The sequence below is a fragment of the Tenacibaculum sp. Ill genome (assembly GCF_051938915.1).
Taxonomy (GTDB): Bacteria; Bacteroidota; Bacteroidia; order Flavobacteriales; family Flavobacteriaceae; genus Polaribacter; species Polaribacter larymnensis.
Genome location: NZ_JBPSCW010000002.1, coordinates 457,138 through 483,776 on the forward strand (window position 1 = coordinate 457,138; position 26,639 = coordinate 483,776).

Annotated in this window: 20 protein-coding genes; 8 read left to right on the forward strand and 12 right to left on the reverse strand. The window is 31.5% G+C overall.

Annotated elements, in window-relative coordinates; all coding sequences use genetic code 11:
• Positions 1-79: 79 nt before the first annotated feature.
• Positions 80-1,069, reverse strand: coding sequence for a GTP 3',8-cyclase MoaA (gene moaA / locus ACTPNM_RS02240; RefSeq protein ID WP_440120445.1), 990 nt, complete (start codon positions 1,067-1,069; stop codon positions 80-82).
• Positions 1,070-1,158: 89 nt separating this feature from the next.
• Positions 1,159-2,931 carry a MutS-related protein gene (locus ACTPNM_RS02245; RefSeq protein WP_440120446.1) on the reverse strand — a complete coding sequence of 591 codons (1,773 nt, stop codon included), beginning with the start codon at positions 2,929-2,931 and terminating at the stop codon, positions 1,159-1,161.
• Positions 2,932-3,000: 69 nt separating this feature from the next.
• Here ACTPNM_RS02245 and uvrC point away from each other — a divergent pair, with 69 nt between their 5' ends.
• Together uvrC and ACTPNM_RS02255 are read left to right on the forward strand one after the other, a co-directional pair.
• Complete coding sequence (uvrC, locus tag ACTPNM_RS02250; RefSeq protein WP_440120447.1) at positions 3,001-4,797, forward strand: excinuclease ABC subunit UvrC; 1,797 nt, start codon at positions 3,001-3,003, stop codon at positions 4,795-4,797.
• Positions 4,794-6,983 (forward strand): patatin-like phospholipase family protein, encoded by a 2,190-nt coding sequence (locus ACTPNM_RS02255; protein WP_440120448.1) that lies wholly within the window; start codon positions 4,794-4,796, stop codon positions 6,981-6,983. The genes uvrC and ACTPNM_RS02255 overlap by 4 nt, the downstream gene beginning before the upstream one ends.
• 57 nt (positions 6,984-7,040) lie before the next feature.
• On the opposite strand, the gene ACTPNM_RS02260 is transcribed toward ACTPNM_RS02255, so the two are convergent.
• From ACTPNM_RS02260 to ACTPNM_RS02285, 6 genes are all read right to left on the reverse strand, one after another.
• Positions 7,041-8,585: an Rne/Rng family ribonuclease gene (locus ACTPNM_RS02260; protein ID WP_099214862.1), complete on the reverse strand. Its 1,545-nt coding sequence runs from the start codon at positions 8,583-8,585 to the stop codon at positions 7,041-7,043.
• Positions 8,586-8,878: 293 nt separating this feature from the next.
• A complete protein-coding gene (locus ACTPNM_RS02265) occupies positions 8,879-9,169 on the reverse strand; it encodes an HU family DNA-binding protein (RefSeq protein ID WP_047787990.1) in 291 nt (96 codons plus the stop codon).
• A 135-nt stretch (positions 9,170-9,304) separates the two neighbouring features.
• Complete coding sequence (locus ACTPNM_RS02270; protein ID WP_440120449.1) at positions 9,305-10,507, reverse strand: DUF4302 domain-containing protein; 1,203 nt, start codon at positions 10,505-10,507, stop codon at positions 9,305-9,307.
• A 41-nt stretch (positions 10,508-10,548) separates the two neighbouring features.
• The gene (locus ACTPNM_RS02275) at positions 10,549-11,409 is read right to left on the reverse strand and encodes a substrate import-associated zinc metallohydrolase lipoprotein (protein WP_440120450.1); all 861 of its coding nucleotides are present in this window, start codon (positions 11,407-11,409) and stop codon (positions 10,549-10,551) included.
• A 10-nt stretch (positions 11,410-11,419) separates the two neighbouring features.
• A complete protein-coding gene (locus ACTPNM_RS02280; RefSeq protein ID WP_440120451.1) occupies positions 11,420-12,907 on the reverse strand; it encodes a RagB/SusD family nutrient uptake outer membrane protein in 1,488 nt (495 codons plus the stop codon).
• A gap of 12 nt (positions 12,908-12,919) precedes the next feature.
• Complete coding sequence (locus ACTPNM_RS02285) at positions 12,920-16,255, reverse strand: SusC/RagA family TonB-linked outer membrane protein (RefSeq protein ID WP_440120452.1); 3,336 nt, start codon at positions 16,253-16,255, stop codon at positions 12,920-12,922.
• 209 nt (positions 16,256-16,464) lie between these two features.
• On the opposite strand from ACTPNM_RS02285, the gene mutY reads away from it, so the two are divergent.
• The 4 genes from mutY to gldD are packed head-to-tail and all read left to right on the forward strand — an operon-like array spanning position 16,465 to position 19,875.
• The gene (gene mutY / locus ACTPNM_RS02290) at positions 16,465-17,505 is read left to right on the forward strand and encodes an A/G-specific adenine glycosylase (RefSeq protein ID WP_440120453.1); all 1,041 of its coding nucleotides are present in this window, start codon (positions 16,465-16,467) and stop codon (positions 17,503-17,505) included.
• Positions 17,506-17,542: 37 nt separating this feature from the next.
• A complete protein-coding gene (locus ACTPNM_RS02295) occupies positions 17,543-17,980 on the forward strand; it encodes a single-stranded DNA-binding protein (RefSeq protein WP_274638928.1) in 438 nt (145 codons plus the stop codon).
• 19 nt (positions 17,981-17,999) lie between these two features.
• Entirely contained in the window at positions 18,000-19,328 is a 1,329-nt protein-coding gene (gene gldE / locus ACTPNM_RS02300; RefSeq protein ID WP_274638929.1) for a gliding motility-associated protein GldE, read from the forward strand.
• The gene (gldD, locus tag ACTPNM_RS02305; RefSeq protein WP_440120454.1) at positions 19,321-19,875 is read left to right on the forward strand and encodes a gliding motility lipoprotein GldD; all 555 of its coding nucleotides are present in this window, start codon (positions 19,321-19,323) and stop codon (positions 19,873-19,875) included. The genes gldE and gldD overlap by 8 nt, the downstream gene beginning before the upstream one ends.
• A 1-nt stretch (position 19,876) precedes the next feature.
• On the opposite strand, the gene ACTPNM_RS02310 is transcribed toward gldD, so the two are convergent.
• A complete protein-coding gene (locus tag ACTPNM_RS02310; protein WP_440120455.1) occupies positions 19,877-20,902 on the reverse strand; it encodes a COX15/CtaA family protein in 1,026 nt (341 codons plus the stop codon).
• 85 nt (positions 20,903-20,987) lie between these two features.
• The gene (locus ACTPNM_RS02315; RefSeq protein ID WP_440120456.1) at positions 20,988-21,506 is read right to left on the reverse strand and encodes a cation transporter; all 519 of its coding nucleotides are present in this window, start codon (positions 21,504-21,506) and stop codon (positions 20,988-20,990) included.
• A gap of 89 nt (positions 21,507-21,595) precedes the next feature.
• On the opposite strand from ACTPNM_RS02315, the gene ACTPNM_RS02320 reads away from it, so the two are divergent.
• The gene (locus ACTPNM_RS02320) at positions 21,596-22,468 is read left to right on the forward strand and encodes a DMT family transporter (protein ID WP_440120457.1); all 873 of its coding nucleotides are present in this window, start codon (positions 21,596-21,598) and stop codon (positions 22,466-22,468) included.
• A gap of 78 nt (positions 22,469-22,546) precedes the next feature.
• Here ACTPNM_RS02320 and ACTPNM_RS02325 read toward each other — a convergent pair whose 3' ends face one another.
• On the reverse strand, positions 22,547-24,595 hold the full coding sequence (locus ACTPNM_RS02325; protein WP_440120458.1) for a M16 family metallopeptidase: 2,049 nt from the start codon (positions 24,593-24,595) through the stop codon (positions 22,547-22,549).
• Between the two features lie 19 nt (positions 24,596-24,614).
• Entirely contained in the window at positions 24,615-25,931 is a 1,317-nt protein-coding gene (locus tag ACTPNM_RS02330; RefSeq protein ID WP_440120459.1) for a M16 family metallopeptidase, read from the reverse strand.
• Between the two features lie 208 nt (positions 25,932-26,139).
• Between ACTPNM_RS02330 and rplU the strand changes: the two genes are divergently transcribed.
• Complete coding sequence (rplU, locus tag ACTPNM_RS02335; protein ID WP_274638936.1) at positions 26,140-26,625, forward strand: 50S ribosomal protein L21; 486 nt, start codon at positions 26,140-26,142, stop codon at positions 26,623-26,625.
• Positions 26,626-26,639 lie beyond the last annotated feature (14 nt).

Sequence of the window (26,639 nt, forward strand, 5' to 3'; positions counted from 1 at the left end):
ATGTTTAGTCTTTAGTTTGCATTTTAAATACTGAAACTTCTATTACTACATTAACTCATTAAACTATTTTTTCATTAGTCTATCCTCCAATCGTACTCATACTTTCGGTTACGTTTCCTTTTCTGTTTGCTTCAGCCACAAAACCATTTTCAGGTTTTTCTTTTATCAATGATAAAAACAAGGCTTTCAAGTCTTCATTGCTTGCACCGCTTCTAATAAAGTCACGTAGATTAAAAACGCCATCATCAAACAAACAGTTCTTAAAAGTTCCTGTTGAGGTAATCCTAATTCGGTTACAATCATTACAAATAGTACGAGTGAATGCAGGAATAATTCCTATAGTCCCTGTATGATTTTCTATAGAAAAATTTCTAGAAGTAGATGATTTTTTTGAAGGTAGCTTAGTTACAGTGAACTGAGACTGAATTTCATCTAAGATTTTATTGTAGTTCCAAACTTCTTCCGAGTTTCGTTGTCCTTTACCATTAAAAGGCATTTCTTCAATAAAACGTACAGCAATGTTTTTATCTTTAGTAAGCTTTACAAAATCGTTAATTTCATCAGTATTAAATCCAGACTGCACAACTACATTTAACTTCAAATTCAACGAACTTTTTTCTAATAATTCAAACGTTTTATATACTTCTGGGAAAACATCTCTACGAGTAATTTTAGCAAACTTTTCAGGATGTAAACTATCAATACTTAAATTAATGTTTTTTACCTTTTTAAGGTTTTCTATTGTTTTGATATGTTTAGAAATAAGAGCTCCGTTTGTTGTAATATTTATATCATCTAACAAGTCATTATAAGACAACATTTCTAAAAAAGAAACAAAATCTTTTCTTACAAAAGGCTCTCCTCCTGTTAAACGAACTTTGTTAACACCCAACTCAGTAAGTACTCGAATTATTCGGTACATTTCTTTGTAGGTAAGTAGCTCTTTACGAGGTACAATATCAATTCCTTGAGCAGGCATACAATATTGACAACGTAAGTTACAGCGGTCGGTTACTGCTAAACGAACGTAGTTGATTTGTCTTCCAAAATTATCTATGAGTTTGCTCATAGCGTAAAGGTACGGATTAATCAATCAATTTTTCCTGTCATATGTCATGGTTTTGATGAAAGATAATACAGACGTTCCCAAATTAAAGCCTACACAATTCTCATTTTTTTAAGGAGAAAAGAAGCATTCATGTTTTTGCAAGTTCCAGGTTTTATGGTGTAATCGAAAAACAATTCATTATTTACAATTTCAGCATCAAAATAATAATTAAGTATTTGAGGGTGCTCTTTGGCGAGTTCGCACAAACTTACATCGTGAGTAGCTATAATTCCAGTAGATTTTGAACGTGTAAGTTTTTCAACAAATTTTCTAGAGCCTGATGCTTTATCTTTACTGTTTGTCCCTTTTAAAATTTCATCAAGAATAATAAAATAGCGATCGGTTTCAATAGTGTCAACAATAAATTTTAACCGTTTTAGTTCCGAATAAAAATAAGACTCATCCTCGGTTAATGAGTCAGATGTTCGCATACTTGTAATTAATTTTATAGGTGTGTATTGATAATTAGTGGCGCATACAGGCAGTCCACAGTTTGCCATGACTATGGATAAGGAAACGGTACGCAAAAATGTGCTTTTTCCTGCCATGTTAGCACCAGTTATAATAAAAAATTGCCCTTTAGAAATCGTAAAATCATTGTCAACTCTTTTTGAAGATTTCAAAAGTGGATGTCCAAGGTTTTGAGCAATAATACCGTTGTTTTCTTTTTGAAGAGTAGGGGAAGTAAAAGTAGGATGATTAAAAACGAAATTGGCAAAAGAGTTATAAGCATCGAAAAAATTTACAACGTTAAACCACTCATCGGTAGTTTCTCTATAGGAAAGAATCCATTTTTCTACTCTTATAGCAAGGGTAATATCCCATAAAAACAAGCCATTTCCAATAATAGCAATAACAATATTATTACGTTGATCGAAAGTGTCTAAAATTTTAGAAAACTCTTTAAAAATAACAGAAGCTTTTTTTGTTTTAGTAGCTATTTTTTGTTGCTTTTCTTTTAGAAGAGCAGAAGTAAAAGTTTCTTTTTCAATTTGTTCCAGAAGCAAATAATACTGTTTAAAAGTATCTTTAGCTTTACTCGATGAGGTGTAAATATGTTGTGTTTTTTTAATATGGAAGATTGTAATTGTTAGACCGATAAAAAACCAAATTAAAACAACTGAAAAAGGAATAGCGTTAAAAACCAATAAGACTATTAAAGTTATTGAAATGATTGAAAAAAACATAGAAACCCATTTTAAAGCAGTTGCTAGTTTTGACTCATAGTTGATTAACCATTTTGTAATCACTGAGGTTTCTTGAGTGGTTGACGAAACTAAATGTGCTAGTGAAGTAAAATGTTGTCGCCAATGAATCTTTTCAGATAATTCTTTAAGTGCTTTTTGCTTTTCTTCAATAAAAGAAATTGAATTACTAGTTAATAAGGAAGCTAGTAATTTTTTACCATTGGTTGTTGCAGTTCTATTTATATATTGAAAAAAGGATCCCTTTCCGAATAAATCAATGTCATTACTATAATAATGGGTAGAATTTGTAAACTCTGTTCCTTCAGGAAGTGATTCAGAACGACCATTAAGAACATCAATTTCTAGTTGATTTTTGTCTTTTTTAAGTTGAAGAATGGTACGTTTTTCTTTTATATGTTGATGTTGTATAACTAAAATAGCAAAGAGTAAAACTCCAATAAATCCAATTATAAATGGTATGTAGGTTTGATGGAAGGTTAAATAAACTCCAAAAGAAAAGCCTAAAAAAACAAATAGCCTGAGTATTCTTATAAAGGTTATTTTACTATTTATTTTTGAAAGTTGAACAGCTAAATCTTTCAGTTCTTTATTGTAAAAATCTTGAGGTTGTTGCATTTTTAATTGAAAAGGATAAATGTAAAGCATTACAACAAATATCTTTTAATAAAATCGTATTTTCGTTGTATGCCAACATCACTCGAACTTCAAATAAAAACACTACCAAATTTGCCAGGAGTTTATCAATATTTTGATAAAGATGACACGATTATTTATGTTGGGAAAGCGAAGAATTTAAAGAAACGAGTTTCGTCTTATTTTACTAAGAATCATGAGAATGGTAAAACGCGAGTTTTAGTAAAAAAAATTGTTCGAATAGAACATGTGGTAGTTGATACAGAAACAGATGCATTACTACTTGAAAATAATCTAATAAAAAAATATAAACCTCGATATAATGTTTTATTAAAAGACGATAAGACATATCCATGGATTTGTATTAAAAAGGAACGATTTCCACGTATATTTTCTACAAGAAGAGTTGTTAAAGATGGGTCAGAGTATTTTGGACCTTATACAAATGTACGAACAGTGCATGCGTTGTTAGATTTAATTAAAGAGTTGTATCCATTAAGAACGTGTAATTATGATTTAAGTCAAGAAAAAATTGATGCTGATAAATACAAAGTTTGTTTAGAATATCACTTAGGAAATTGTAAAGGACCATGTGAAGGGTATCAAACTGAGGAAGATTATTTAGATGATATAAGAGCTATTAGAAATATTATTAAAGGAAACTTTAAAGAGAGTTTACAGCAGTTTGAAAAAATAATGCTTGACTTTGCTGCAGATATGCGGTTTGAAGAAGCACAAAAAATCAAAGAAAAATTAGCGTCTTTACAGAATTATCAAGCAAAATCAACGATTGTAAACCCGTCTATAAATAATGTAGACGTGTTTTCTATCATTTCTGATGAATCTCATGGATATGCAAACTTTTTCAAAATAATGAATGGCTCAATAGTGCAATCTTATACCACAGAGATTAAGAAAAAACTAGAGGAAACAGATAAGGAGCTTCTTGAGTTATTTATTATTGAAACTCGTCAGCGCTTTAATTCTTTGTCAAGAGAAATTTTCGTTCCGTTTAAAGTGAATGTGGGTAAAGATGTTAAAGTTACAATACCAAAATTAGGAGACAAAAAACGTATTGTAGAACTGTCTGAACGTAACGCAAAGTTTTATCGTCAAGAACAGTTTAAACAAATAAAAATTGTAGATCCAGACCGTCATGTAAAAAGAATTATGTCGCAAATGCAAAAAGATCTACGATTAGGAAAAGAACCACGCCATATTGAATGTTTTGATAACTCAAATATCCAAGGAACAAATCCAGTCGCTGCGTGTGTGGTTTTTAAAGATGGAAAACCAAGTAAAAAAGACTATCGTCACTTTAATATAAAAACAGTAGAAGGTCCTGACGATTTTGCATCGATGGAAGAAGTCGTATACCGAAGGTATAAGCGATTATTAGACGAAGAACAACCTTTACCACAATTAATAGTTATTGATGGGGGTAAAGGGCAATTATCCTCTGCTTTAAAAAGTTTAGATGCTTTAGGGTTAAGAGGAAAAATAGCCATTATTGGTATAGCAAAAAGACTGGAAGAGATTTTTTACCCAGGAGACCTTGTTCCGTTATATTTAGATAAAAAATCAGAGACACTTAAAATTATTCAGTATTTACGTAATGAAGCACACCGCTTTGGAATTACTTTCCATAGGAATAAACGAAGTAAAAGCGCAATACAATCAGAATTAGAACAAATTCCTGATATAGGTAAGCAAACCATTACTAATTTATTACGTAAGTTTAAATCAGCTAAAAGAGTTAAATCAGCTACTTTTGAAGAATTGAAAGAAGTGGTTGGAAATGCTAGGGCTCAAAAAATATACAAACACTATCAAAAAAAAGAAGAATGAAAAAGTTGCTAATTTTATTATTACTACCAGCATATATGTTGGCACAAGATCAACCCAAGGTAGGGTTGGTGCTTAGTGGAGGTGGAGCAAAAGGAATTGCGCATATTGGTATATTAAAAGAACTTGAAAAAGCAGGAGTACAAGTAGATTACATTGGTGGTACAAGTATGGGAGCTATTGTTGGTGGACTGTATGCTTCTGGATATACAGCGGAACAAATTGAAGAAGCTGTTCTTGAAACAGATTTTATGGATTTGTTACAAGATAAAGTTTCTAGAAGAGAAAAGCCTTTTTTTAGAAAAGAACATGGAGAAAAATATGCTATTTCTTTACCCATTAAAAAAGGAAATTTAGGGTTGCCCTTAGGTTTATCAAAAGGACAAAACGTGCTTAATTTTTTAACAGAGTTATTAGCTCCTGTTGATGAGGTTACTGACTTTTCAAAGCTCCCAATCCCTTTTTATTGTATAGGAACTAATATTGAAACAGGAGAAGAAGAAGTTTTAGAAAGCGGATCATTACCTCTAGCTTTAAGGGCAAGTGCTGCGTTTCCTTCGTTGTTAAATCCAGTGGATATTGATGGAAAGTTATTAGTAGATGGAGGAGTTGTAAACAATTTCCCTGTTGATGTAATGAAAAAAAAAGACGTAGATATTGTTATTGGTGTTAGCGTACAAGGAGAGTTGTTAAAAAGAGAAGAATTAGTGTCTGTAGCTTCGTTATTGTTACAGATTATTAATTTTCAGATGTATAAAAAGTCTGATGAACAGGTAGAATTATTAGACATTTATATAAGACCAAATGTTATAGACTACAGTGTGATTTCATTTGATGTAAAGAATGAAATTTTAGCAGAAGGAGAAAAAACAGCAAAAAAGTACAGGGTAGTTTTTGATAGTATTGCAAAAATGCAACCTAAAAAAAAGAAAATCTCTAAAATATCACCTAAAGGAAAAAGATTTTTGGTTGATAGAATTATTATAAAAGGAAATAAAAACTACACAAATAACTATATTTTAGGAAAGTTACAGTTAAGAGAAGGTGATAGTGTTTCATATAAAGAAATTTCTAAAAAAATTAATACACTTACAGCGTCAAAAAACTTTAAAAGAATTGATTATCATTTTGAAAAATCTTTTCAAGGAAAAAAGCTTGAACTAACCGTTAAAGAAGAAAAAATACAATCGTATTTAAGACTGGGTTTACACTATGATTTACTTTATAAATCAGCAGTATTATTAAACTACAATCATAAGAAAATGCTTTTTCAAAATGATGAATTTTCTTTGGATGTTGGCGTAGGTGACAAAATTAGATATAATGTTGAGTATTTTATTGATAATGGCTTGTTACCAAGTTATGGTTTTAGAACAAGGTATAATGTATTTAACAGCGATTTTATATATGATACAGGTCTTATAAATGGAAAGTATAGAGATTTCTCAACTTCGTTATACCTACAAACAACATTTGATAAAAAATTTGCCATAGGTGTAGGTGCAGAACATAAAAATATCAATGCAAGCACAAAAAATATTTCAACAGAAGTTAAAGAAGACTTTTTTGATAATAGTAATTACATAAATACCTATGCTTTCTTAAAGTTAGACACTTATGATAAAGAAATGTTCCCAAAGAAAGGTTTTTATGCAGATATAGGGTTTAAATGGTTTATATGGTCTGATAGAAACAATAGGCTAGATGAATTAATAGAAAATAGCGAACCTTTTCATCAGTTTTCTCAATTAGGCGGAACGTTAGGTTTTGCAACAACTTTTTACGATAAACTAACATTTCAATATACTTCACAAGCAGGATATACGCTAGGAAAAAAAACGTTTGAAATATTTGATTATCATTTAGGAGGTTATAATCAAAACTATATTAATAACTTCATTCCAATGTATGGTTATGATACTGGCGGGTTAAATAATCAATCTTATTTAAGATCAGAGTTTAATCTACGTTATGAAGTGTATAAAAAGCATTATGCAATGTTTATAGCTAATTATGCACGTGTAGAAGAGGATATATTTGAGGATGGTGATTTGTTTAAAAATACTAAGTCAGGATATGCTGTTGGATATAGTGTAGAAACATTTTTAGGACCTATAGAGTTAAAGTACACATGGTCTCCAGATCATTCGGAGCATTACTGGTTATTTAACCTTGGTTTTTGGTTTTAGAGATAAAAAAATCCCGTATCAGATGATACGGGATTTTTATTTCATAATAAGATTGCCTTACTTACTTTTTTTATTCTTTTTTAAATAAAACTTATATTGTAAGTACTGGTAAGCATCTCTAGGTAATATTTTAATCCACTTTTTATGTTGAACAAACCATTTAAAACGGATTGAGTTAACGCCTTTTGTTAAATAAGCAGCTATAAACGGATGCACATTTAATGTGATTTCTTTATATTTTTTACCGCTATTTAATATGCGTTCTAATTCTGCTTCTATTTTGTCTAAAAGAACAATAGGAGCTTCAACCTCTCCATTTTTATTTGGGTTTGGTTCACGTGTTTTTATCTCTAATTCAGGTCGTACACGTTGTCTTGTAATTTGAACTAAACCAAATTTACTTGGAGGTAAAATTTTATGTTTAGTACGGTCTAAAGACATTGCATCTTTTAAATGTTGATATAATTTCTGTCTGTTTTCAGCAGATTTCATATCAATAAAGTCAACAACTATAATACCGCCCATATCTCGTAACTGTAATTGACGAGCTATTTCACTGGCAGCAATTAAATTGACTTCTAAGGCAGTTTCTTCTTGGTTTAAGGATTTGTTAGAACGATTACCACTATTTACATCTATAACATGCAAAGCTTCGGTATGTTCAATAACTAAATATGCTCCTTTACTCATTGAAACTGTTTTACCAAACGATGTTTTTATTTGTCGCTCAATACCGTATTTTTCAAAAATAGGTACATCAGAACGATGGTGTCTTACAATGTTTTCCTTTTCAGGGTATATTTCTTGTAAGTACTCTTTAATTTCAACCTTAAGAGTTTCATCATTGGTTACTATACTTGTAAAAGAATCGTTCATTACATCTCTTAAGATAGAAGATGCTCTGTTTAACTCACTTAATATTTTTGTTGGAGTATTGTTATTAGCTATGCGTTTACACATAGTCTTCCAACGGTCAAGTGAGTTTTGTAAATCTTTGTCAAGTTCTGCTACCTTTTTACCTTCGGCAACAGTACGTAAAATAAGTCCAAACCCTTTTGGTCTGATACTTTTTGCTAATTTTTTTAAACGCTCCTTTTCTTTCGGATCTGCTATTTTTTGCGATACCGATATACGGTTAGAAAAAGGAACTAAAACTAAAAATCTACCTGCAATAGAAAGTTCCGAACTAATACGCGGACCTTTGGTAGAAATAGGTTCTTTTACAATTTGTACTAATAAATTTTGACCTGATTTTAGTACGTCGTTAATACTTCCATCTTTGTTGATATCTTCTTCAAAGCGAAAGTTTTTTAAAGTGAATTCTTTGTAATTACCTGTGCTTACTTTCTTAATGAATTTGTTTAAAGATTGTACTTGTGGACCTAAATCGTGGTAGTGTAAAAAACCATCTTTAGGGTATCCAACATTTACAAAAGCGGCATTTAAACCAGTCATCACTTTTCCTATTTTGGCAAGAAAAATATCCCCAACTGAAAAATTATTGTCGCTTGTTTCTTTGTTTAACTCAATAAGTTTACCATCTCTTAGTAAGGCGAAATCAATATCAGAAGAATTGGAACGAATTATTAATTCTGTTTTCATTCTGAATATGGTTTTGTGCCAACGTAAAATTTACGAAGACGGATTAAAATTTGTAAACAGGTATATGTTTATACCATTTTTAAGGTGTTAAAACCTTAATGTCAATGAACGTAACTTATAAAAGCAACGAAAAAGTAAGCTAATGCTTACTTTTTCTTATGGCGATTTGCTCTTGCTCTTTTCTTTCTTTTGTGTGTAGAGATCTTAGCTCTCTTTCTTTTTTTACCACTTGGCATAGTTAAAATGTTTTGTAAAACCTTAAAGGTAAAGGTTTTGGGTTAATACTTTTTTAATTACTTTACAGCTACTTTTGTTTTTACCCCTTCAGTAAACACTTTAGAAGGCTTAAAAGCAGGTATGTTGTGTGCAGGAATCTTGATAGTTGTATTCTTAGAAATGTTTCTACCAGTTTTTTCTGCTCTAGTTTTAATAATGAAGCTACCAAAACCTCTTAAATATACATTATCACCATTCTCTAATGCATCTTTTACTTCTTCCATAAATGCTTCAACAGTCGCTAAAACATCCGCTTTTTCAATTCCGCTCTTATCTGAAATCTTAGATACGATATCTGCTTTTGTCATTATAAATATATTTTGTTTGTTTTCTTTTAAAAATTGAGGGTGCAAATATATGATAATTAATCTATTCCGAAAAAAATAAGAATAAAAAACCCAAAAAACAATTGTTTTTTGGGTAAGTTTAATGAGAACAAGGTTTTATTTGACCATTGTAAATACAAAGTTAGGGTCGCCATCACTTGTTAAAATGGCAGTGTCAGGGTTTATTAATTGTACTTTGTAAGGAGATTTATTAACTAATAAATCAACAAGTGGATTTAAATGTGGTAGTAAACTCCAGTTTCTACCAGGAGCTAATTTACCTATTGCTAATAAATCTTCGTTATCTAAAACACCAGAGAATGACATACCGTGTACACCAGAAGTAGAGCCTATTAAAAATGTAACCTCACCTTCACCAAGAAGATATATATCATTTAAAGGGAAAGGAGGAAATAACGAGTCGTGGATAGGTTTTACTGTATTAAAAGTATCAATAAATTCTTGATTATTAAATGCAGGTCTAGCAGCTGTAGTCCAAGTAACAGTCATGTCGATAGGACTAGAAACTAAAGATATTGAAAAATTACCGTCAATAGAGGTGTATTTATTTTCTGTTTTGTTTAGTATAAATTCAGAATATTTAGTCCCGTTAACGGCAATCGCTGGTGAAATTTCGATACCACTAGACGTGAAACCTACTCCGAAGTTCAACGAAGAATTACCTTCAAGGTTTGTAGCAAACCTTATTTCATCGTTTCCAATATAAGAAAAATTGTGAACAGTTCCATTATTTTGATAAGCTAAATGACCAGAAGAATTATTAAGGAAATCTTTCATGTCTTGGTACTTTTGAAAATCTGTCCAATCTTCTGCTGTAGCTTTTTTAAATCTCACCTCAACAAAATCTCTAGAAGTTCTAAAAACAATTTCATCATTTTCAACACCGTAATACATAAAGTTAAAATCACCTTTATATCCACTACCGCCAAAATTAGGCAATGGAGCTGAGTTACCAGAATCTGATAATTCATGAAGTTCACTTTTTGTAGTGAAAATTAAAGTTGTTGTAGTGTTTAAACCTACGGTATATTCACTTTCAACTGGTGAAATATTATTATTAAAGTTACCTATTGTTCTAACTTTAGAATCATCTAAAAAATCAAATAAGAAAGTATATCCTCCTAGGTTATTATTATCAGTAAAGTATACTGTTTTCCATCCGTGTTCTGAAGAAAGAAGTAAATCTCTTAATTCTTTCTCTCTTTGATTCATACGTTCAGTTGGCGATTGATTAAATAACTCCTCTTCTTTATTTTCATTACAAGATGTAATGAAAAGAGATAGAGTGAATAAAGCCAAAAGGACACGTATTTTAGTTATATGTTTTTTTACCATTTTAATTATTTAGTGAATTCATCAACATTTTTTGCTACTAACTCTTGTAATTCATACAAGTCAATATTAAAGTTATCTTTATAATATTTAACTACAATAGCTTCCTTTTTTCTGATATCTTCTTTTGCTTTTGCACTTGTAATACCATTTACTAAGGCATCATAATCTGCTCTGTTTGAAGATAGCATAGCGTTTATCATTTCAGCAAAATCTTCATGTTCGTTTGCTCTTGCATAAGCAGAAATAAACCCTAATTCTCTAGCCTCAGCATCAGATATCTCGAACCATTGCCCTGTGTAATCAGACGGAGTAATGTTTCTATAAGCTATCTCATCAAAGGGAATTCTTTGGTTTAAAATATGTATATATTCATGTTGAATTGTTCCAATGAATTGTATTAATTGATCTTTGTTTTTATAGTCTTGATTATCTACTTCAAAAAACACGATTCGCATTCCACTTTCGGCTAAACCTAAAACAGAAGTTGCTCCACCTGGGTTTATGTTTTGTCCACCCACTAAAAGAATTTCTCTTGGTGCTATATTTTTAATAAAGTTTTCACCTCCTAATTGCGAGTAAGGTTCAACCCAAACTGCTTTAATAGCCTCCATTGCAGGTCTAACATTCTCTATCTTTGGCGGGTGTAAATACCTGTTTAAATCAACTTTTCCAGGTCCCCATTTGTAAGAAACCTCTATGTTATAGGGTGTAGTATAATTATCTCGTAACCATTTGTCGGTTTCATTCAGTACAGGTGTAGAGATATTTATATTACTTGAACCCAAATCTTCCTCCTTTGTTGTGCATGATGAGCAAATTAATCCCAGCACGCCAATACCTAATAATAATTTGTTTATTTTTTTCATACTGTTTGTTTTATCTTGGGTTTTGCTGTAAACCTCCGTTTTGAGCTGTTAAAGGTATTTGTAATTGTTTTCTTAAATCCTGTTTTTCAAGCATAACATCTGAACCATTATCTAGTTCGTGTGTAATACTTAGGTTAAAACGTCTTACATCGAACCAACGGAAGCCTTCGTGGTAAAACTGTCTTCTTTTAAACTCAGCTATAGCTTTAATGAAAGAGGTTTGCTTATCATTTAAGCCATAAGCTGGTGTGTACTCATTAGCAATAACAGGATATTCTGACTGAATTAAACTTTCTGTTAACATATCGCTATTTGGGTCGTAACCTTGTGTTTTATTAGCGATATATGCATTTAGATACATTAAAGCATCATTGTAATTTTCTAGCATAGCAGATGCTTCTGCTCTATTTAGTATTACTTCATCTTTATCAAACATTGTTTGTGCTAAAAAAGGTAAACCTATACCAGCACTTTCATTTGTATACTTAAAATATTCGTTATACTTAGGAGTGAAATAAGTGTATTGATTTCCTCTGTATAAATCATAGGCCCAATTCTTTTTAAATGGGTTTGATGATCCTGTAAATAATTGAGGTCTTATTTTGTCTACCGATAACCCAAATCGTGAAGATCTATGTCTTCTTGCCCATATTGAGTTTGTAGAAATAATTAATAAATTGGCAGGCTCGTCAACACTATTATATAGCATTCTTATTCCTGTTAAATTCATATTTCCATAAGCAACCATATTTCTAGCTTCAGAAGTAGGATTGGTAACTACTTTATCCGCATGCTCAATTACTTTATCCCATTGACCTTTGTATAAATAAAATCTAGCAGCAAAGGCATTAGCAGCATCTTTAGTGAAATGAAACTTAGGAGAGTTATAATTATCACCAACCATTGAAAGTCCTTTAATTAAATCTTTCTCAATAAAATCATATACCTCTTGAACTGTATTTCTTTTGTAGGTTTTAAAAAGAACAGTTTCAGGTTCTAATACGTAAGGAATTCCTAGGTCGGTAGAAGCTGTATTAGCATCATAGTGTTTTGCCCAAAAATTAACTAACATAAAATGAGCATAAGCTCTGGCAATTAAAGCTTCACCTTTTTGAGTATTTAAGTCAAACTTATTTTTTAATTCTTCAATAGAAGCTAATGCTTGGTTTGCTTGTGAAATTGCTTCATAACAAGAATTCCAATAGTTAACAGGAGAGCCTCTTTCTTCTAAATTAGAGTCTTGCCATTGATATAGTTGTAGGTCTAATTGTTCAACATTTGAAACATTACCTTTATCATCAGCATTGTCAGACATTATTTCTGCCATTAGTGCATAATCTTGATCTGGATATGCTGCTGTAATTAATTGAGAAACTTTATCAGGAGAATCAATTAATGTTCTGTTATCTGGTAATTCAGATAAGTATTCACTACATCCTACAAAAGTAAAGGCTAATGTAGCATATAGTATAACTTTGTTTATTTTATTTTTAATCATACTTTTTTTTTGTTAAAATCCTAAATTTAATGAGAAAGTATATTGCCTAGTAATTGGTAATGCAACTCCACCTGTTTGATAGAATTCTGGATCTTGACCGTTAAGTTTAGAGTCAGAGTATAATAAAAACAAGTTTGTTCCTTGAAATTTAACTTTTAAATGTGAAAGGCCTAGTTTTTCAACTAGTTCATTATTAAACTTATATCCTAATGAAATGTTTTTCATACGTAAAAAATCCCCATCAGCTACTCGCTCAGTAGAATAGTTGTAAGCATTATAAACCGTTCTTAAGTTTGAGTTTCTTTGAAAAGCAGAAGGGTCTGGTAATACAGGGATGTTGGTTATATTCTCATCTCCAGGGTTAAGCCATCTGTTTACATGGCTCTTAGAAAAAATGCTTGTATCTGAATAAGTAGAGCTAAATACAGGGTTTAACCTTACTTTATTTCCTCCGCTACCAGTTATTAATACTCCTAAATCCCAGTTTTTGTAAGTGAAATTGTTAGAAAAACCAACTGATATATTAGGGTTTACAGAACCTTCGTGTTTTAAGTAGTTAGTTAAGTTTTCGTTGTTTTGAAAGTCTAAAACAGAAGCTACTTCACCATCTTTATTTATAAACTGTGGTAATCCTTCGTTATTTAAACCTGCAAATTGAAAAGAAAACATTGAGTTGATAGGGTACCCTACAACATTACCTCCAGTTTGATCTACTAAATCAAAAGCAATAGGTGTATTGTCTAATTTTGTAATTTCTTGATCAAAATATGAGAAATTAATGTTAGAAGACCATGTGAAGTTATCTGTTACTATGTTTTTAGTGTCTAAAGTAAATTCTATACCATAAGTTTCAACATCTGCGTTATTTCCTTGTTTTATAAATTGCCCACCGATACCAGAAGTTCTTACAAAATCAATATTATCAAATATATCTCTTTTGTAAACATCTGTTATTAAATTAACTCTATTGTTGAATAAGCCTAAGTCGACACCAAAGTTTAATTCATATTGCTTTTCCCATGTTAACTCAGAATTTTGTAATGCAGTTATATTTAAGAAGTTTTCTCTATCTGCTGGTAAAAGTCTGTCTGCTATTTGACTTGTAAATATAGCTAATGCATTTGTTGCGTTACCAGGAGTTGCCACTAAACCATATGAAGTTCTAAACTGTAAGTTGCTAAAAGTGTTAGAGTTTTCTAAGAAAGACTCTTTACTAGCGTTCCATTTAGCACTAACAGTTCCTGTTGGTAACCATCTTGAGCTACTACTACGCCCTTGTCTGTTAGACCCGTCATATCTTCCTGTTAAAGAGAAAACATATTTATCGTCATAAGAATAAGTTGCCTTACCAAAGAAAGCTACTGTTCTTTCTCTTTCTTTAGTTAATCCAAAATAAGCTTCGCCTCCATTTATCAGTTTTTCAAGAATTCTAGGGTCTGTAAATGCTGTTAAACCATTGTCGTATTGTAATCCATATCCTGTAAATCTGTCTGAATTTCTATTTACAAATCTTATCTCTTGACCTAACAATGCATTAAAATTATGTTTTTCATTAAACGTATTGTCGTATTTAAAGCTATTTCTAGCATAAAAAGTTGTTAAGTAGTCGTCGTTTTTAAAATAGATACCACCGTTTGGTAAAACCGCAACAGGTAAAGCATCAGGATCTGTAGGGTCTTGATATAAGAATATATTATCGTCTCTTAAAACTGTTGAAGAATCAGCATTATAAGCTCTTACAACATTTGAATTTTCTCTAACGTTATGTTCTCTTACGGTATTAACAAAACGACCAGCACCATTAAAGCCGTAAGTGATGTTGTCAGTTATTTTATAAGATGCATCTAATTGGAATCGAATATCTCTTTGGTTGATGTCAATAGAGTTGTTTGCTAACTCTTCTAATATATTAAAATCAGCCCAGTTATTTCTATAATACTCATAACCTCCAATATCGTTATATGGTCTTAATGTTCTAGAGGTATTAAGAGCGTAACTAAAAGGGTTGATATCAAATTCACGAGATATGTCTCCTGTTACTGGATCTGACTCTCTGCTGAATGTACCAGGTGCTTTTTGTTTTCTTATGGATGCGTTTACAGCAAGTGTAGCATTAAACTTATCAGAAAAATAGAACGTATTTTTTAAGTTAGTTGTAAAACGAGTTACCTTATCAGCAATAGTCCACCCCGGATCATGCAAAAGACTCACAGAAGCATAGTAAGAATTATTTTCACTACCACCAGAAAGACTTAAAGAGTGGTTTTGCATTAAAGAGCTATTTCTAAATAATGTTTTAAACCAATTAGTGTTGGCTAGTTCATATTTGCGTAAAAAAGCTTCTCTGGCTTCAGGAGTGTTCCCTAGTTCAAACATTCCAGTTGACTCGTTATAGTTATCTAAAGCAGTAGCTCTGATGTAATAAACACCGCCATATCTACCTCTAGAAACATTAGGTAGTTGGAAAAAACCTCTACTTTCATTTTCTCTAAAAATAGCCATGCTTTCTTTTGAGTTTAGCAAATCAAAATTACTATATGAAGGTATGTCACGTATTGTTTGCTCTAGGTTATAGTTTAGTTTTAAAGGAGAGTCTTTTCTTCCAGATTTAGTAGTTATTACTACTACACCATTTCTAGCTCGTGCACCATAAATTGATGTTGCAGAAGCGTCTTTTAAGATATCTATTTTTTTTATATCGCTGGCGTTTATACCAGCTATAGATGAGCTAATTAAAGTTGAAGGGTCTCCTGATGTTAATTGATCTAAGTCTTGTTCTATTACATCCTCTTGTACTACACCATCAATTACGTATAGAGGTGTGTTGTTCCCAAAGATAGAGGAAGAGCCTCTAATAGTGATGTTTGGAGCAGTACCAAAAGTACCAGAAAGATTTTGGATATTGACTCCTGCAACTCTACCCTCTAACATTCGAGTTACATCTACAACCCCGTCTATTTTTAAATCATCGATTCCAACAGAAATAGCAGATCCAGTAAAAGTTTTTTTGTTTATTTTGTCATAACCAGTAGCGATAACTTCTACTTCGTTAAGAATATTAGAATCATCTTCCAATACTAAATTAATAACGGTTTGGTTTTGTACCTTTATCTCAGTAGTTTTTTTACCAACAAACCTGAAAACAAGTACATCTCCTTGGTTTACTTTTATGGTATAATTTCCATCAAAATCTGTGTCTGTTCCTTTGGTTGTGTTCTTGATTAAAACAGTAACGCCGGGCAGAGGACCAGTAGTATCGGAAACTGTACCAGAAATACTTTTTTCTTGAGCATAGGTTATACGCCCAAGTAACACTATAAATAGCGTTAGCATGAATTTAGATTTCATTAATTAAATTATTTAAATTAGTACCCAGGAAAAAATTATTTCCCCCTTCATTATTGAATATAATAACAGATAAAGGTGATTATACCCTACTTTTTTTACGAAAAGGTTTAAAAAATAATGTAATTACAATGTTTTTTTAGTTTTTGTTGTTGATAGTTTAATAGCGTTGATATGTTTTTGATTTTTGTTAAAAATAAACGTATTTTTTTATGGTTTCAAATTTGGTTTCGTGGTATTTACAAAATAAAAGAGAGCTTCCTTGGAGAAAAACTAAGGATCCATACCGGGTTTGGTTAAGTGAAATTATGTTACAGCAAACACGTGTAGCACAAGGCTTACCTTATTTTTTAAAGTTTACAGAAACTTTTCCAACAGTATTTGATTTAGCTAAAGCGGATGAAAGTGAAGTACTGAAGTTATGGCAAGGACTTGGTTATTATTCTCGCGCAAGAAACTTACATTTTACAGCTAAGCTTGTAGCAAATGAATTAAATGGAGTGTTTCCTAAAACATATAAAGAGTTACTTAAATTAAAAGGAGTGGGAGATTATACTGCTTCTGCAATTGCTTCTATTTGTTATGATGAGCCAGTTGCAGTTGTTGATGGTAATGTTTATAGGGTTCTTTCTCGTTTTTTTGGTATAGATACACCAATTAATTCTACTAAAGGGATAAAAGAGTTTAAAGAATTAGCACAAACGCTAATAGATGCATCGCAACCAGGAGTGTATAATCAAGCTATAATGGATTTTGGAGCGTTACATTGCAAGCCTCAAAAACCTTTATGTGATAAGTGTCCACTAGCTGACAGTTGCATGGCTTTGGCAGAGAATAAAGTAAAAGAGCTACCTGTTAAAGAAAAGAAGATAAAGGTAAAAAAGCGATATTTTAATTACCTAGTTCCAGTAACAAAAGAGAATGAAACTGTTTTAGAAGAACGAAAAGGTAAAGGTATATGGCAAGGGCTTTATCAATTTCCTTTGATAGAAGCACAAAAGACTATAAGTGAAGAAAAATTAATAGAAAGTGAGCAGTTTGTTAGGCTTTTTCCAAATGAAACCACAATCTCTCTTTTCAATAAAGAAGATATTATTCATAAACTATCACATCAGCATTTAATTACTAAGTTTTGGGTAGTAAAAACTATAGGTGTAAATACAAGAACTATAGACTGGACAACAGTTAAAGAGCACCCAGTACCTGTGTTAATTGATAAGTTTTTAGAGGAATATTTAAACAAAGAATCTTAAAATTTGTATATTTGATTTTACACAAAACTATAATGCTATGGCAGGAACAATAAACAAGGTTATTTTAATAGGACATTTAGGAGATGAGGTAAAAATGCATTATTTTGAGGGAGGAAACTCAATAGGTCGCTTTCCTTTAGCAACCAATGAAACGTATACCAATCGTCAAACTGGAGAGAAAATAACAAATGTTGAATGGCATAATATAGTAGTGCGTAATAAGTTGGCTGAAATCTGTGAAAAATATTTGACCAAAGGAGATCGTGTGTATTGCGAAGGACGTATAAAAACACGTCAATATGAGGTTGATGGACAAAAAAGGTACACAACTGAAATTCATGTACAAGATATGACGTTCTTATCAACAAAAAAAGATCCAAATAATACGCAACCAAACACAGCACCAACTCAAGGGAACCCTAATCCTACACCACCAAGTGTAGCTAGTGAAGAAGATGATGATTTACCATTTTAGTTTAATTAAATTTTAAAAATTGGACCCAGAACCCGAACCTTTACTTTTATTATTATCAAGTTTTGACTGGTTGACTACCATCAACTGTTTATTATTACTTTTATTATTAGTTTGCTCAGCGTTAGTTTCAGGAACTGAAGTTGCCTTTTTTTCAATTTCACAAACTGAATTAGACGAGCTTTCCGCAAATTCTAAAGAGGAAAATATAGTGGTAAAACTACTCGATGATCCTAAAAAATTATTAGGAACTATTTTAATCACTAATAACTTTATCAATATCCTTATCGTGTTACTTTTTGCAAGTATTGGTAAGGTTTTGTTTGAGGGGTTAGATTACGAATTAAACTTTTACTTTTTTAACGTATCTGTCCTTTTTCTTATAGAGATAGTACTCATTACTTTTTTAATTTTATTGTTTGGTGAAGTATTGCCAAAAGTATATGCTAGCAGAAAATCATTGCAATTTGCAGAGTTTATGGCTAAGCCTATTCAAGTATTAAATACTTTGTTAACCCCATTAAGTCTTCCTCTTATAAGGTTAACAAGTGTTGTTGAAAACAAGCTAGGAAATAAGAATAATAATCTTTCTGTAGAACGTTTGTCGCAAGCATTAGAGTTAACATCTGATGATGCAACGACTAAAGAAGAACAAAAGATTTTAGAAGGAATTGTAAGTTTCGGGAATACTGAAACTGTACAAATTATGAAGCCTCGAACAGATGTGTGTGCTATTGCTGATGACACTAGTTATGAAGATGTGTTAAAAACTATTTTAAAAAATGGATATTCTCGAAACCCAGTGTATCACGAGAATGTAGATAATATTATTGGTGTTTTATATGCTAAAGACTTATTAGAGCATTTAAACAAGAAAACATTTAAGTGGCAGAAACTGTTGAGAGAACCTTTTTTTGTTCCAGAAAATAAAAAGTTGGACGATTTATTGGTGGAGTTTCAAGAAATGAAAAAGCACTTAGCTATTGTGGTTGATGAATATGGCGGAACTAGTGGAATTGTAACATTAGAAGATGTAATAGAAGAAATTGTAGGAGATATTAATGATGAATTTGATGATGAAGACCTAACTTATTCGAAACTTGATGAAAATAATTATATTTTTGAAGGAAAAATAACCATTAAAGATTTTTGCCGTGTCTTAGAAGATGAAGATGAGGAAAAGTTTGAAGAGGCTAAAGGAGAAAGTGAAACCATAGCTGGTTTTATTTTAGAAGTCTCAGGAAAGTTTCCTAAAAAAGGTGAAAAAATAAACTTCAGTAATTATACGTTTACTATTGAAGCGTTGGCTAAAAAACGTATAAAACAAGTAAAAGTTACCCGAAATGCGTAAATTATTTTTGCTGGCATCAGCAATGTTTTTAATAAGTTGTGGTGAGGAAACCTTACCTAAACCAAAAGGCTATCTAAGTTTAGAATATCCTGATAAAACTTATAAAAAAGAAAACCTAAATAAACCATATACGTTTGAGACAGCTGAAATAGCTAAAACTAAAGGTTTGCCTAAAAACTGGATGAAAGTTGAGTATCCAAGCTTAAAAGCATCGGTAGATATTACGTATCGTCCTATTGAAGGAAATTTAAGAGAGTTATTAATTGAATCTGAGAAACTAGTATTTGAACATGCTATTAAAGCAGATCAAATCACTGCTCCAGTAGAATATGCAAATCCAAATACAAAAGTTTACGGAAGTTTATACCAAATTCTAGGTAACGCTGCTTCACAAGTGCAATTTCATGCAACAGATAGCTCTAAACACTTTTTAAAAGGGTCTTTATTCTTTTATACCAAACCAAATTACGATTCTATTTTACCAGCAGTGGAATATATCAAAAAAGATATGATTCACATGATGGAAACGTTGGAATGGAAAAAGTAAGCTATTGAATCGTTACTTTTCTCGATTGCAACCACAAATAAAACTGTAACCCAAACAGAATAGCGCCCGATAACAAGTGTACAGCTTGTGTTCCTAGTGGGAATTCAGCATAGTACATTAAAATACCTGTAATTGTCTCTAAAAAGATTAAAGCAACAATCCAATTTATTAACTTGTAACCTAAATTTTTTATCTGATTTAAGTAAAAAAGCCCAAGATTTACCAATACGATAGCTATGGTAAATGAACGATGGATGTAAAATTTAATGTTTGGATCCATCAAACTATAATGTTTGTTTTCGAACCCATGTAGTTTTACTTGTTCATCAATAAATTGACGAACTTGAGTTCCTAAAGCAATTTGAATTAATGAAAATATAGCTGAAAGAATTACTAATTTACTAAACAGTGAATTGTATTTATAAGATGTTTTCTTTTGGTCGGAAACTATATACAATAACCATAACAACAAAGCAACAATAACTAAACCACCAACCATGTGAATGGTAATTATAGTTGGTTTTAAGTTAGAGTCTACAACAGTTTTACCAAGCCAAGCTTCAAATAACATCAAGAAGAAAGCACCAAATGATAGAAGTGTTATTTGTTTGTTTTCTTTCCAAAACTTAAGAGAAACAAAAATTAAAAACAAAAACGGAATTCCAGCCAAAGCAGAACTTAATCGGTTAATATACTCTGTCCAGGTATGAAACTTATTAAATTTAGCGTAGTTATGTTTAGTGTATTTTTCCCAGTTGTTGGCATTAAACTTTTCAGAAGTTTTAATATCATGACCTGCTACAAATAGTGCTTCGTCTTTTACGATAATCATTCCTTTCTTGTATTCAGAATCAGGTTGCCAAGTAATTTGTTCTTCAGAAGTTGGCGGAATGTAATAACCAAAACACTTTGGCCAATCAGGGCATCCCATTCCAGAACCTGTCATACGAACAACAGAACCAGCTAAAAAAATAGCATATACAGCAATTAACGAGATTTTTACAATGAGAGGAAAATGTTTTTTCATCTGACAAAAAGTTTTAGCAAAGATACTTAAAAGGCATAAAAAAAGCTCCCAAATTAGGAGCTTTCGATTTTGTTTGAATTAGCAATTACGCTTTTTTTGTTTCAGCACAACATGCCATGGTGCAATCTTCTTTACAAGCAGCTTTTTCTGCTTCTGTTTTTGTGCAGCATTCTTTTTCACAAGAAGCCTTTTCTGCTTCTGTTTTGTCTGCGCAACATTCCATATTGCATACTTTTTTATCTGCTTCTTTTTTTGCTGTTTCAGAAGCTTTATACATGTCTCCGCTACCAATTCCTTCTACAAAAGCAATTAAATCTGCTTTGTTTGTTTTGTTAGCATCATATTTTATAGTTGCAATACTGTCGTTAAAAACAACATTTGCTTCTAAAACACCTTCTTTCTTGCTTAAGTCAGAAGCTATTTTTCTAGCACAACCTATTTCACAAGTCATTCCTGAAATACTTAAAGAAAGCTCTTTAGAATCAGCTGCTACCGCTGTTTTTTGCTCTTGAGGTGCCTCCTCTTTTTTAGCTTCGTTTTTACATCCAACAGCTAAAAAGCTAACAAAAGCTAAAGCAAATAGTATTTTCTGAATTTTCATCATTTTTATTTATTGAGTTATTCAGCAAATTTATCAATAAAATCAAAATTAAAAATAGAAATAAACGACTTTTGTACTTAAATTAATTGAGAATGAATAGTCAACAACAAAAATGGTTGTTTTTAATAGTGCTTTCACTGGTTTGGGGAAGCTCTTTTATTTTAATGAAGAAGGCACTAATTGGGTTAACTCCAATTCAAGTAGGAGCTTTACGAATGCTAATTACAGCAGTTTTTTTATTGTTGGTTGGATTTAAAAGTTTAAAGAGAATAGAAAAGAAGCACTGGAAATATGTTGCTTACACAGCAATTTTGGGTACTTTTTTTCCTTCGTTTTTGTTTGCTTTTGCTGTAAGTAAAATAGACAGCTCTATACCAGCTATTTTAAACTCATTAACGCCTTTTAATACATTTATTTTTGGAGCATTGGTGTTTGGGTTTACTTTTAAAAGAAAACAGTTTTATGGGGTTTTAATAGGTTTAGCAGGTACTTTGATACTTATTTTAAAGGGAGCTGAATTAAACCCGAATCAAAATTATTGGTATGCTGTTTTAATACTAATAGCTTCAATAGGATATGCGTTTAATGTAAATATGATTAAAAAGTATTTAGATGATTTAGATGCACTGGCAATTACAACCGGAAACTTTTTATTATTGATAATACCAGCGTTTATAGTTTTAGCTTTTTCTGGATTCTTTTCAACTTTTGAAGTAACAGCAGAAACAACTTCAGCACTGGGTTATATTACTGTTTTAGCTGTTGTAGGAACAGGAATAGCAAAAGTGCTATTTAATAAAATGGTACATCTATCATCTCCCGTTTTTGCAGCTTCAGTTACATATTTAATTCCAGCGGTTGCCGTAATTTGGGGAATTGTTGATGGAGAAAAGCTAAGCTTAATTCAGTTATTAGCAGGAGGGATTATTTTGTTTGGAGTTTGGTTGGTAAATAAAGCTAGATAGTTTTAAAATTACTTAAAATAAAAAGAGCCAAAATATTGCATTTTGGCTCTTTCATTTTTATAGACTTAGGTCTAATTCTTATTTAAAATCAGCGTCAGAAACCCCTTCGTTAATTTTAATTTCTTTTGTAATAAACTCCATTTTCATTGGTCCCATAGTTTGGATCATCTTATGAGGGAATTTAATTCCATTTACCTCTTTGTAATCTGCAAATACTACAGGTACTTTTATTTCTCCTTGTGGTCCTTTAGCAGATTTTACCTCTTTAACCTTTAATCCAGACTTTACATCATAAAAAATTTCTTTTTTACCATGTTTAATAACATAAGCATTGTTTCCGTCTATAGGCTCAATTCTATCTAAAGTTCCAGATTTATATGCTTTATCAGCAAAAGGAGCAGATTCCTTTTTTGCTTTTTCTAACTCTTCTCCTGTCATTTCTTTTTTCTGACCGTTAGCTTCTTGGTACCCTTTAGTTCCGTCAAAAATTACTTTTTGCATTACATTACCCATCATAGAAACAATAACAGAAGACTTGTTAGGAGTTGCATTTTTTTGAACTAAACTTAATTGCATTCCTTGAACTGCAGCATTAGAAGTAATCATTACAGATTTTACGTTTGCTACTTTGTCTTTTCCTCCAATTGCTTTAAAATAATCATCCACTACACTAGATGCTGTAACACCGTTAGGAATAGGTAAACTCATTGCTGGTTTTTCAGTAGGATTTCCGTTTTTATCAAAATAGTTGATTTTATAATCAGCTGTTTTTTCTAAGTTCTTTAAAACATCAATTCCTTTACCTGTAATAATAATACGAGCTTTATCTCCTTTGAAGTACTTAATTGCTGCATTTTGAACATCGTTTAATGTCACAGCATTAATATTTTTTAAGTAGTTCTTGTAATAATCAGCAGGTAAGTCGTTTGTTAAAATGTTTAAAGCATATGAAGCTACTGTTTGAGGCTTCTCAACGTTACGAACAAAGTTTCCAATGTATTTAGCTTTAGCTATATCTAACTCTTCTTGAGTTGCTTTTTGGTAACGGATTTTGTTGATTTCTTTCATCGCTTCAACCATAGCGCTATCAGTAACCATGTTCCTTACAGATGCAGTTGTTTTAAAACGAGAAGCATATCTACTTGACCCGATTCCTGAATAAGCTCCATAAGTGTACCCTTTATCTTCACGAAGATTTTTGTATAATCTACCAGTACCGCCTCCACCAAGAATTTGGTTAGCTAATAAAGCAGCATAGTAGTCTTTATCGTTCATCTTTAAATCTACTGCGTTAATGATAGATAATTCAGACTGAACAGCATTTGGCATATCAATAAAGTTGATCTCAGTAGTTGTTGGATTTTCAACTTTTGGTAATTTTTGAGTAACTAAATCACCTTTTTTCCAAGTTCCAAATAAGTTTTTAACTTGTGACTTAATATCGTTAAAGTTCACATCACCAATTATAATTAAGTATGCATTATTAGGCTTATACGTTTTGTTGTATAAGTCTTTAACATCTTGTAACGTAACATTTTTTAACGTTTCTTCAGAGGTAAACTCTCCAAAAGGGTGATTTTTACCATACGTTAATGCGTTTTCAACTCTACTAGCAATAGCTTTAACACTCTTGGCATTGTTTTTTATTCCGTCAAGAGATTGTTTCATTTGCTTATCAAATTCTTCTTGAGTAAACACAGGGTTAAAAGCAGCATCAGCCATTAATCCTAGTACTTTTGGAAAGTATTTAGATAATGAACTTGCTCTAGCTCCTTCATCCCAAAAAGAGATGTTAGCTCCTAAAAAGTCAACTTCTTCATCAAACTTTGCTTTTGGAGTGTTTGTAGATCCAGTTCCAAGCATTCCGCTTAATAAGCCCTCAACACCTTTTTTATCTCCATAAGACATTGGTGGGTTGTCAATAGTTAATGTAGCAGATACTCTTGGTAACTTATGATTTTCAACCACTAAAACTTGCAATCCGTTAGGTAAAGCAAACTTTTTAGGAGTTCCTAAGTTAATTTTAGGAGCTGGACCTGGTTTTGGCTGTTGGGTTCTATCAATCTGCGCTGAAACAGTTAATGATAGAAATAATATTGTGATAATTGAAAATATTTTCGTTTTCATTAAAATTCAGTTTAGATGATTATTTCTTTTTTGGTAAATATTCGATAACAACACGACGGTTTTTAGCTAAATATTTTTTAGCAACGTCTCTAATTTCTTCTTTAGTAATAGAGTTGATAACTTCTAACTCTTTGTTAATTTGATTAGTGTTTCCAACTAACATATAATTTCTTGCTAAAGAGTTAGCGATACCTTGTACACTAGAATTTGAAGCAACAAACTGATTTTCAAATTTATTACGAACCTTTTGTAAATCTCTATCAGAAATTAACTCTGTTTGAAGTTTTTCAATTTCTTCATCCATTTCTTTAATTAAATCATTTAAAGAAGTTTTTCCTAAAGGAATAGCTCCAATGTTGTAAACACTGTAATCTTCTAGGTTACGAGCAAAAGAAAATACTTGTAATGCTTTTTTCTTATCGTCAACTAGTTTTTTATACAATCTAGAGCTTTTTCCGTTACTTAAAATAGTCGAAATTACATCCAATACTTTAGAGTCTCTTTCTTTCATTGAAGGAGTTTTGTGTGCTAATAAAATAGCTGGTAATTGAATGTTTGAATCGTATTCTTTTACACGCTTTTCTTTAGCTTTTTCAGGCTCAACCACTTTGTCTCTTTTTGGAAGTGTTCTTGCAGGAATTGGCTCAAAATAATCTTTAATTAACTTTTTAGTAGAAGTTTTTTCAAAATCACCAGCAACAACTAACACAGCATTATTTGGCATGTACCACTTGTTGTAAAAATCTTGAAATTCACTCAGTTTAGCGGCATCTAAATCTTTAATGTAACCAATCATAGGTCTACCATAATTGTGCTTGTCAAAAATATGACTATACACGTCTCCATATATAATTTTCCCATAAGGAGCATTATCCATACGTTGACGTTTTTCTTCTTTAACCACTTCGTTTTGAGTATCTACAGCTTTTTGGTCGATAATTGGATGTAACAATCGCTCAGATTCCATCCATAAACCTAACTGTAAGTTATTAGAAGGGAATGTTTCGTAGTAGTAGGTTCTGTCCCAGTTAGTGTTAGCATTACCAGTTCCACCATTCGCAGCTTCAATTTTATTCCATTCACCACGGCCAATATTTTTAGTTCCGGTAAATAACAAGTGCTCATAAAAATGCGCCATTCCTGTTTTCCCATTCTCTTCATCTTTAGACCCTACATGGTACATTACTCCAACAGTAACAACAGGAGCAGAATTGTCTTGATGCAAAATAACGTGCATTCCGTTGCTTAAATCGTACTCTTCAAACTCAACTTTTTGTGCATTAGCCGATAAGCCTAACAACAAAGCTGAAGCTAGAGTGATAACTCTTTTTCTCATTGATTGAAATTTAATTTTTAATGATTTTCGTGTATTTGACGTGAAATTATAGTATTTGTTACAGTTGAAATAATAAAAACGAACCTTTTTTATGCTAAAAGAGTAATTTTCTGAGTAATACATTTTTTTTTGAAGTAAAAAATGTATATTTGCACCCGCATTTTTATTTAAGAAAGTGTGAATAAAGTATAAACGCAAAACAAATAGTATGTACGCAATCGTAGAGATAGCAGGGCAGCAATTTAAAGTAGCAAAAGACCAAAAAGTATACGTACACCGTTTACCAGAAGCAGAAGGATCAAAAGTAACTTTTGATAATGTAATGCTTATTGAAGATAAAGGAAACGTAACTATTGGCGCCCCAGCTATAGAAGGTGCAGGAGTAACTGCAAAGATTTTAGGTCACTTAAAAGGTGATAAAGTAATCGTTTTCAAAAAGAAAAGAAGAAAAGGTTACAAAAAGAAAAATGGACACAGACAGTATTTAACTGAAATTCAAATCGAAGGAATTTCTGCGTCAGGAGTAAAAAAGGCGGCTGCTAAGAAAGAAGCTCCTAAGGCTGAAGCAAAAGAAGAATCGAAGGATTTAAGTTCAATGACTGTAGCAGAATTAAAAGCTTTAGCTAAAGAACAAGGTATTACAGGATACACTTCTTTAAAGAAAGCAGAATTAATTGAAGCATTAAGTAAATAATTAACTTTAAAAAC

Excerpts from the sequence above, each read along its gene's own strand:
- ACTPNM_RS02295 (WP_274638928.1), top strand. The coding sequence starts at position 17,543 with ATGGCAGGAACAATAAACAAGGTTATTTTAATAGGACATTTAGGAGAT.
- ACTPNM_RS02320 (WP_440120457.1), top strand. The coding sequence starts at position 21,596 with ATGAATAGTCAACAACAAAAATGGTTGTTTTTAATAGTGCTTTCACTG.
- gldD (WP_440120454.1), top strand. The coding sequence starts at position 19,321 with ATGCGTAAATTATTTTTGCTGGCATCAGCAATGTTTTTAATAAGTTGT.
- ACTPNM_RS02285 (WP_440120452.1), bottom strand. The coding sequence starts at position 16,255 with ATGAAATCTAAATTCATGCTAACGCTATTTATAGTGTTACTTGGGCGT.
- uvrC (WP_440120447.1), top strand. The coding sequence starts at position 3,001 with ATGCCAACATCACTCGAACTTCAAATAAAAACACTACCAAATTTGCCA.
- ACTPNM_RS02330 (WP_440120459.1), bottom strand. The coding sequence starts at position 25,931 with ATGAGAAAAAGAGTTATCACTCTAGCTTCAGCTTTGTTGTTAGGCTTA.
- rplU (WP_274638936.1), top strand. The coding sequence starts at position 26,140 with ATGTACGCAATCGTAGAGATAGCAGGGCAGCAATTTAAAGTAGCAAAA.
- mutY (WP_440120453.1), top strand. The coding sequence starts at position 16,465 with ATGGTTTCAAATTTGGTTTCGTGGTATTTACAAAATAAAAGAGAGCTT.
- ACTPNM_RS02255 (WP_440120448.1), top strand. The coding sequence starts at position 4,794 with ATGAAAAAGTTGCTAATTTTATTATTACTACCAGCATATATGTTGGCA.
- ACTPNM_RS02315 (WP_440120456.1), bottom strand. The coding sequence starts at position 21,506 with ATGATGAAAATTCAGAAAATACTATTTGCTTTAGCTTTTGTTAGCTTT.
- moaA (WP_440120445.1), bottom strand. The coding sequence starts at position 1,069 with ATGAGCAAACTCATAGATAATTTTGGAAGACAAATCAACTACGTTCGT.
- ACTPNM_RS02275 (WP_440120450.1), bottom strand. The coding sequence starts at position 11,409 with ATGAAAAAAATAAACAAATTATTATTAGGTATTGGCGTGCTGGGATTA.
- ACTPNM_RS02310 (WP_440120455.1), bottom strand. The coding sequence starts at position 20,902 with ATGAAAAAACATTTTCCTCTCATTGTAAAAATCTCGTTAATTGCTGTA.
- ACTPNM_RS02260 (WP_099214862.1), bottom strand. The coding sequence starts at position 8,585 with ATGAAAACAGAATTAATAATTCGTTCCAATTCTTCTGATATTGATTTC.
- ACTPNM_RS02280 (WP_440120451.1), bottom strand. The coding sequence starts at position 12,907 with ATGATTAAAAATAAAATAAACAAAGTTATACTATATGCTACATTAGCC.
- ACTPNM_RS02245 (WP_440120446.1), bottom strand. The coding sequence starts at position 2,931 with ATGCAACAACCTCAAGATTTTTACAATAAAGAACTGAAAGATTTAGCT.
- ACTPNM_RS02325 (WP_440120458.1), bottom strand. The coding sequence starts at position 24,595 with ATGAAAACGAAAATATTTTCAATTATCACAATATTATTTCTATCATTA.
- ACTPNM_RS02265 (WP_047787990.1), bottom strand. The coding sequence starts at position 9,169 with ATGACAAAAGCAGATATCGTATCTAAGATTTCAGATAAGAGCGGAATT.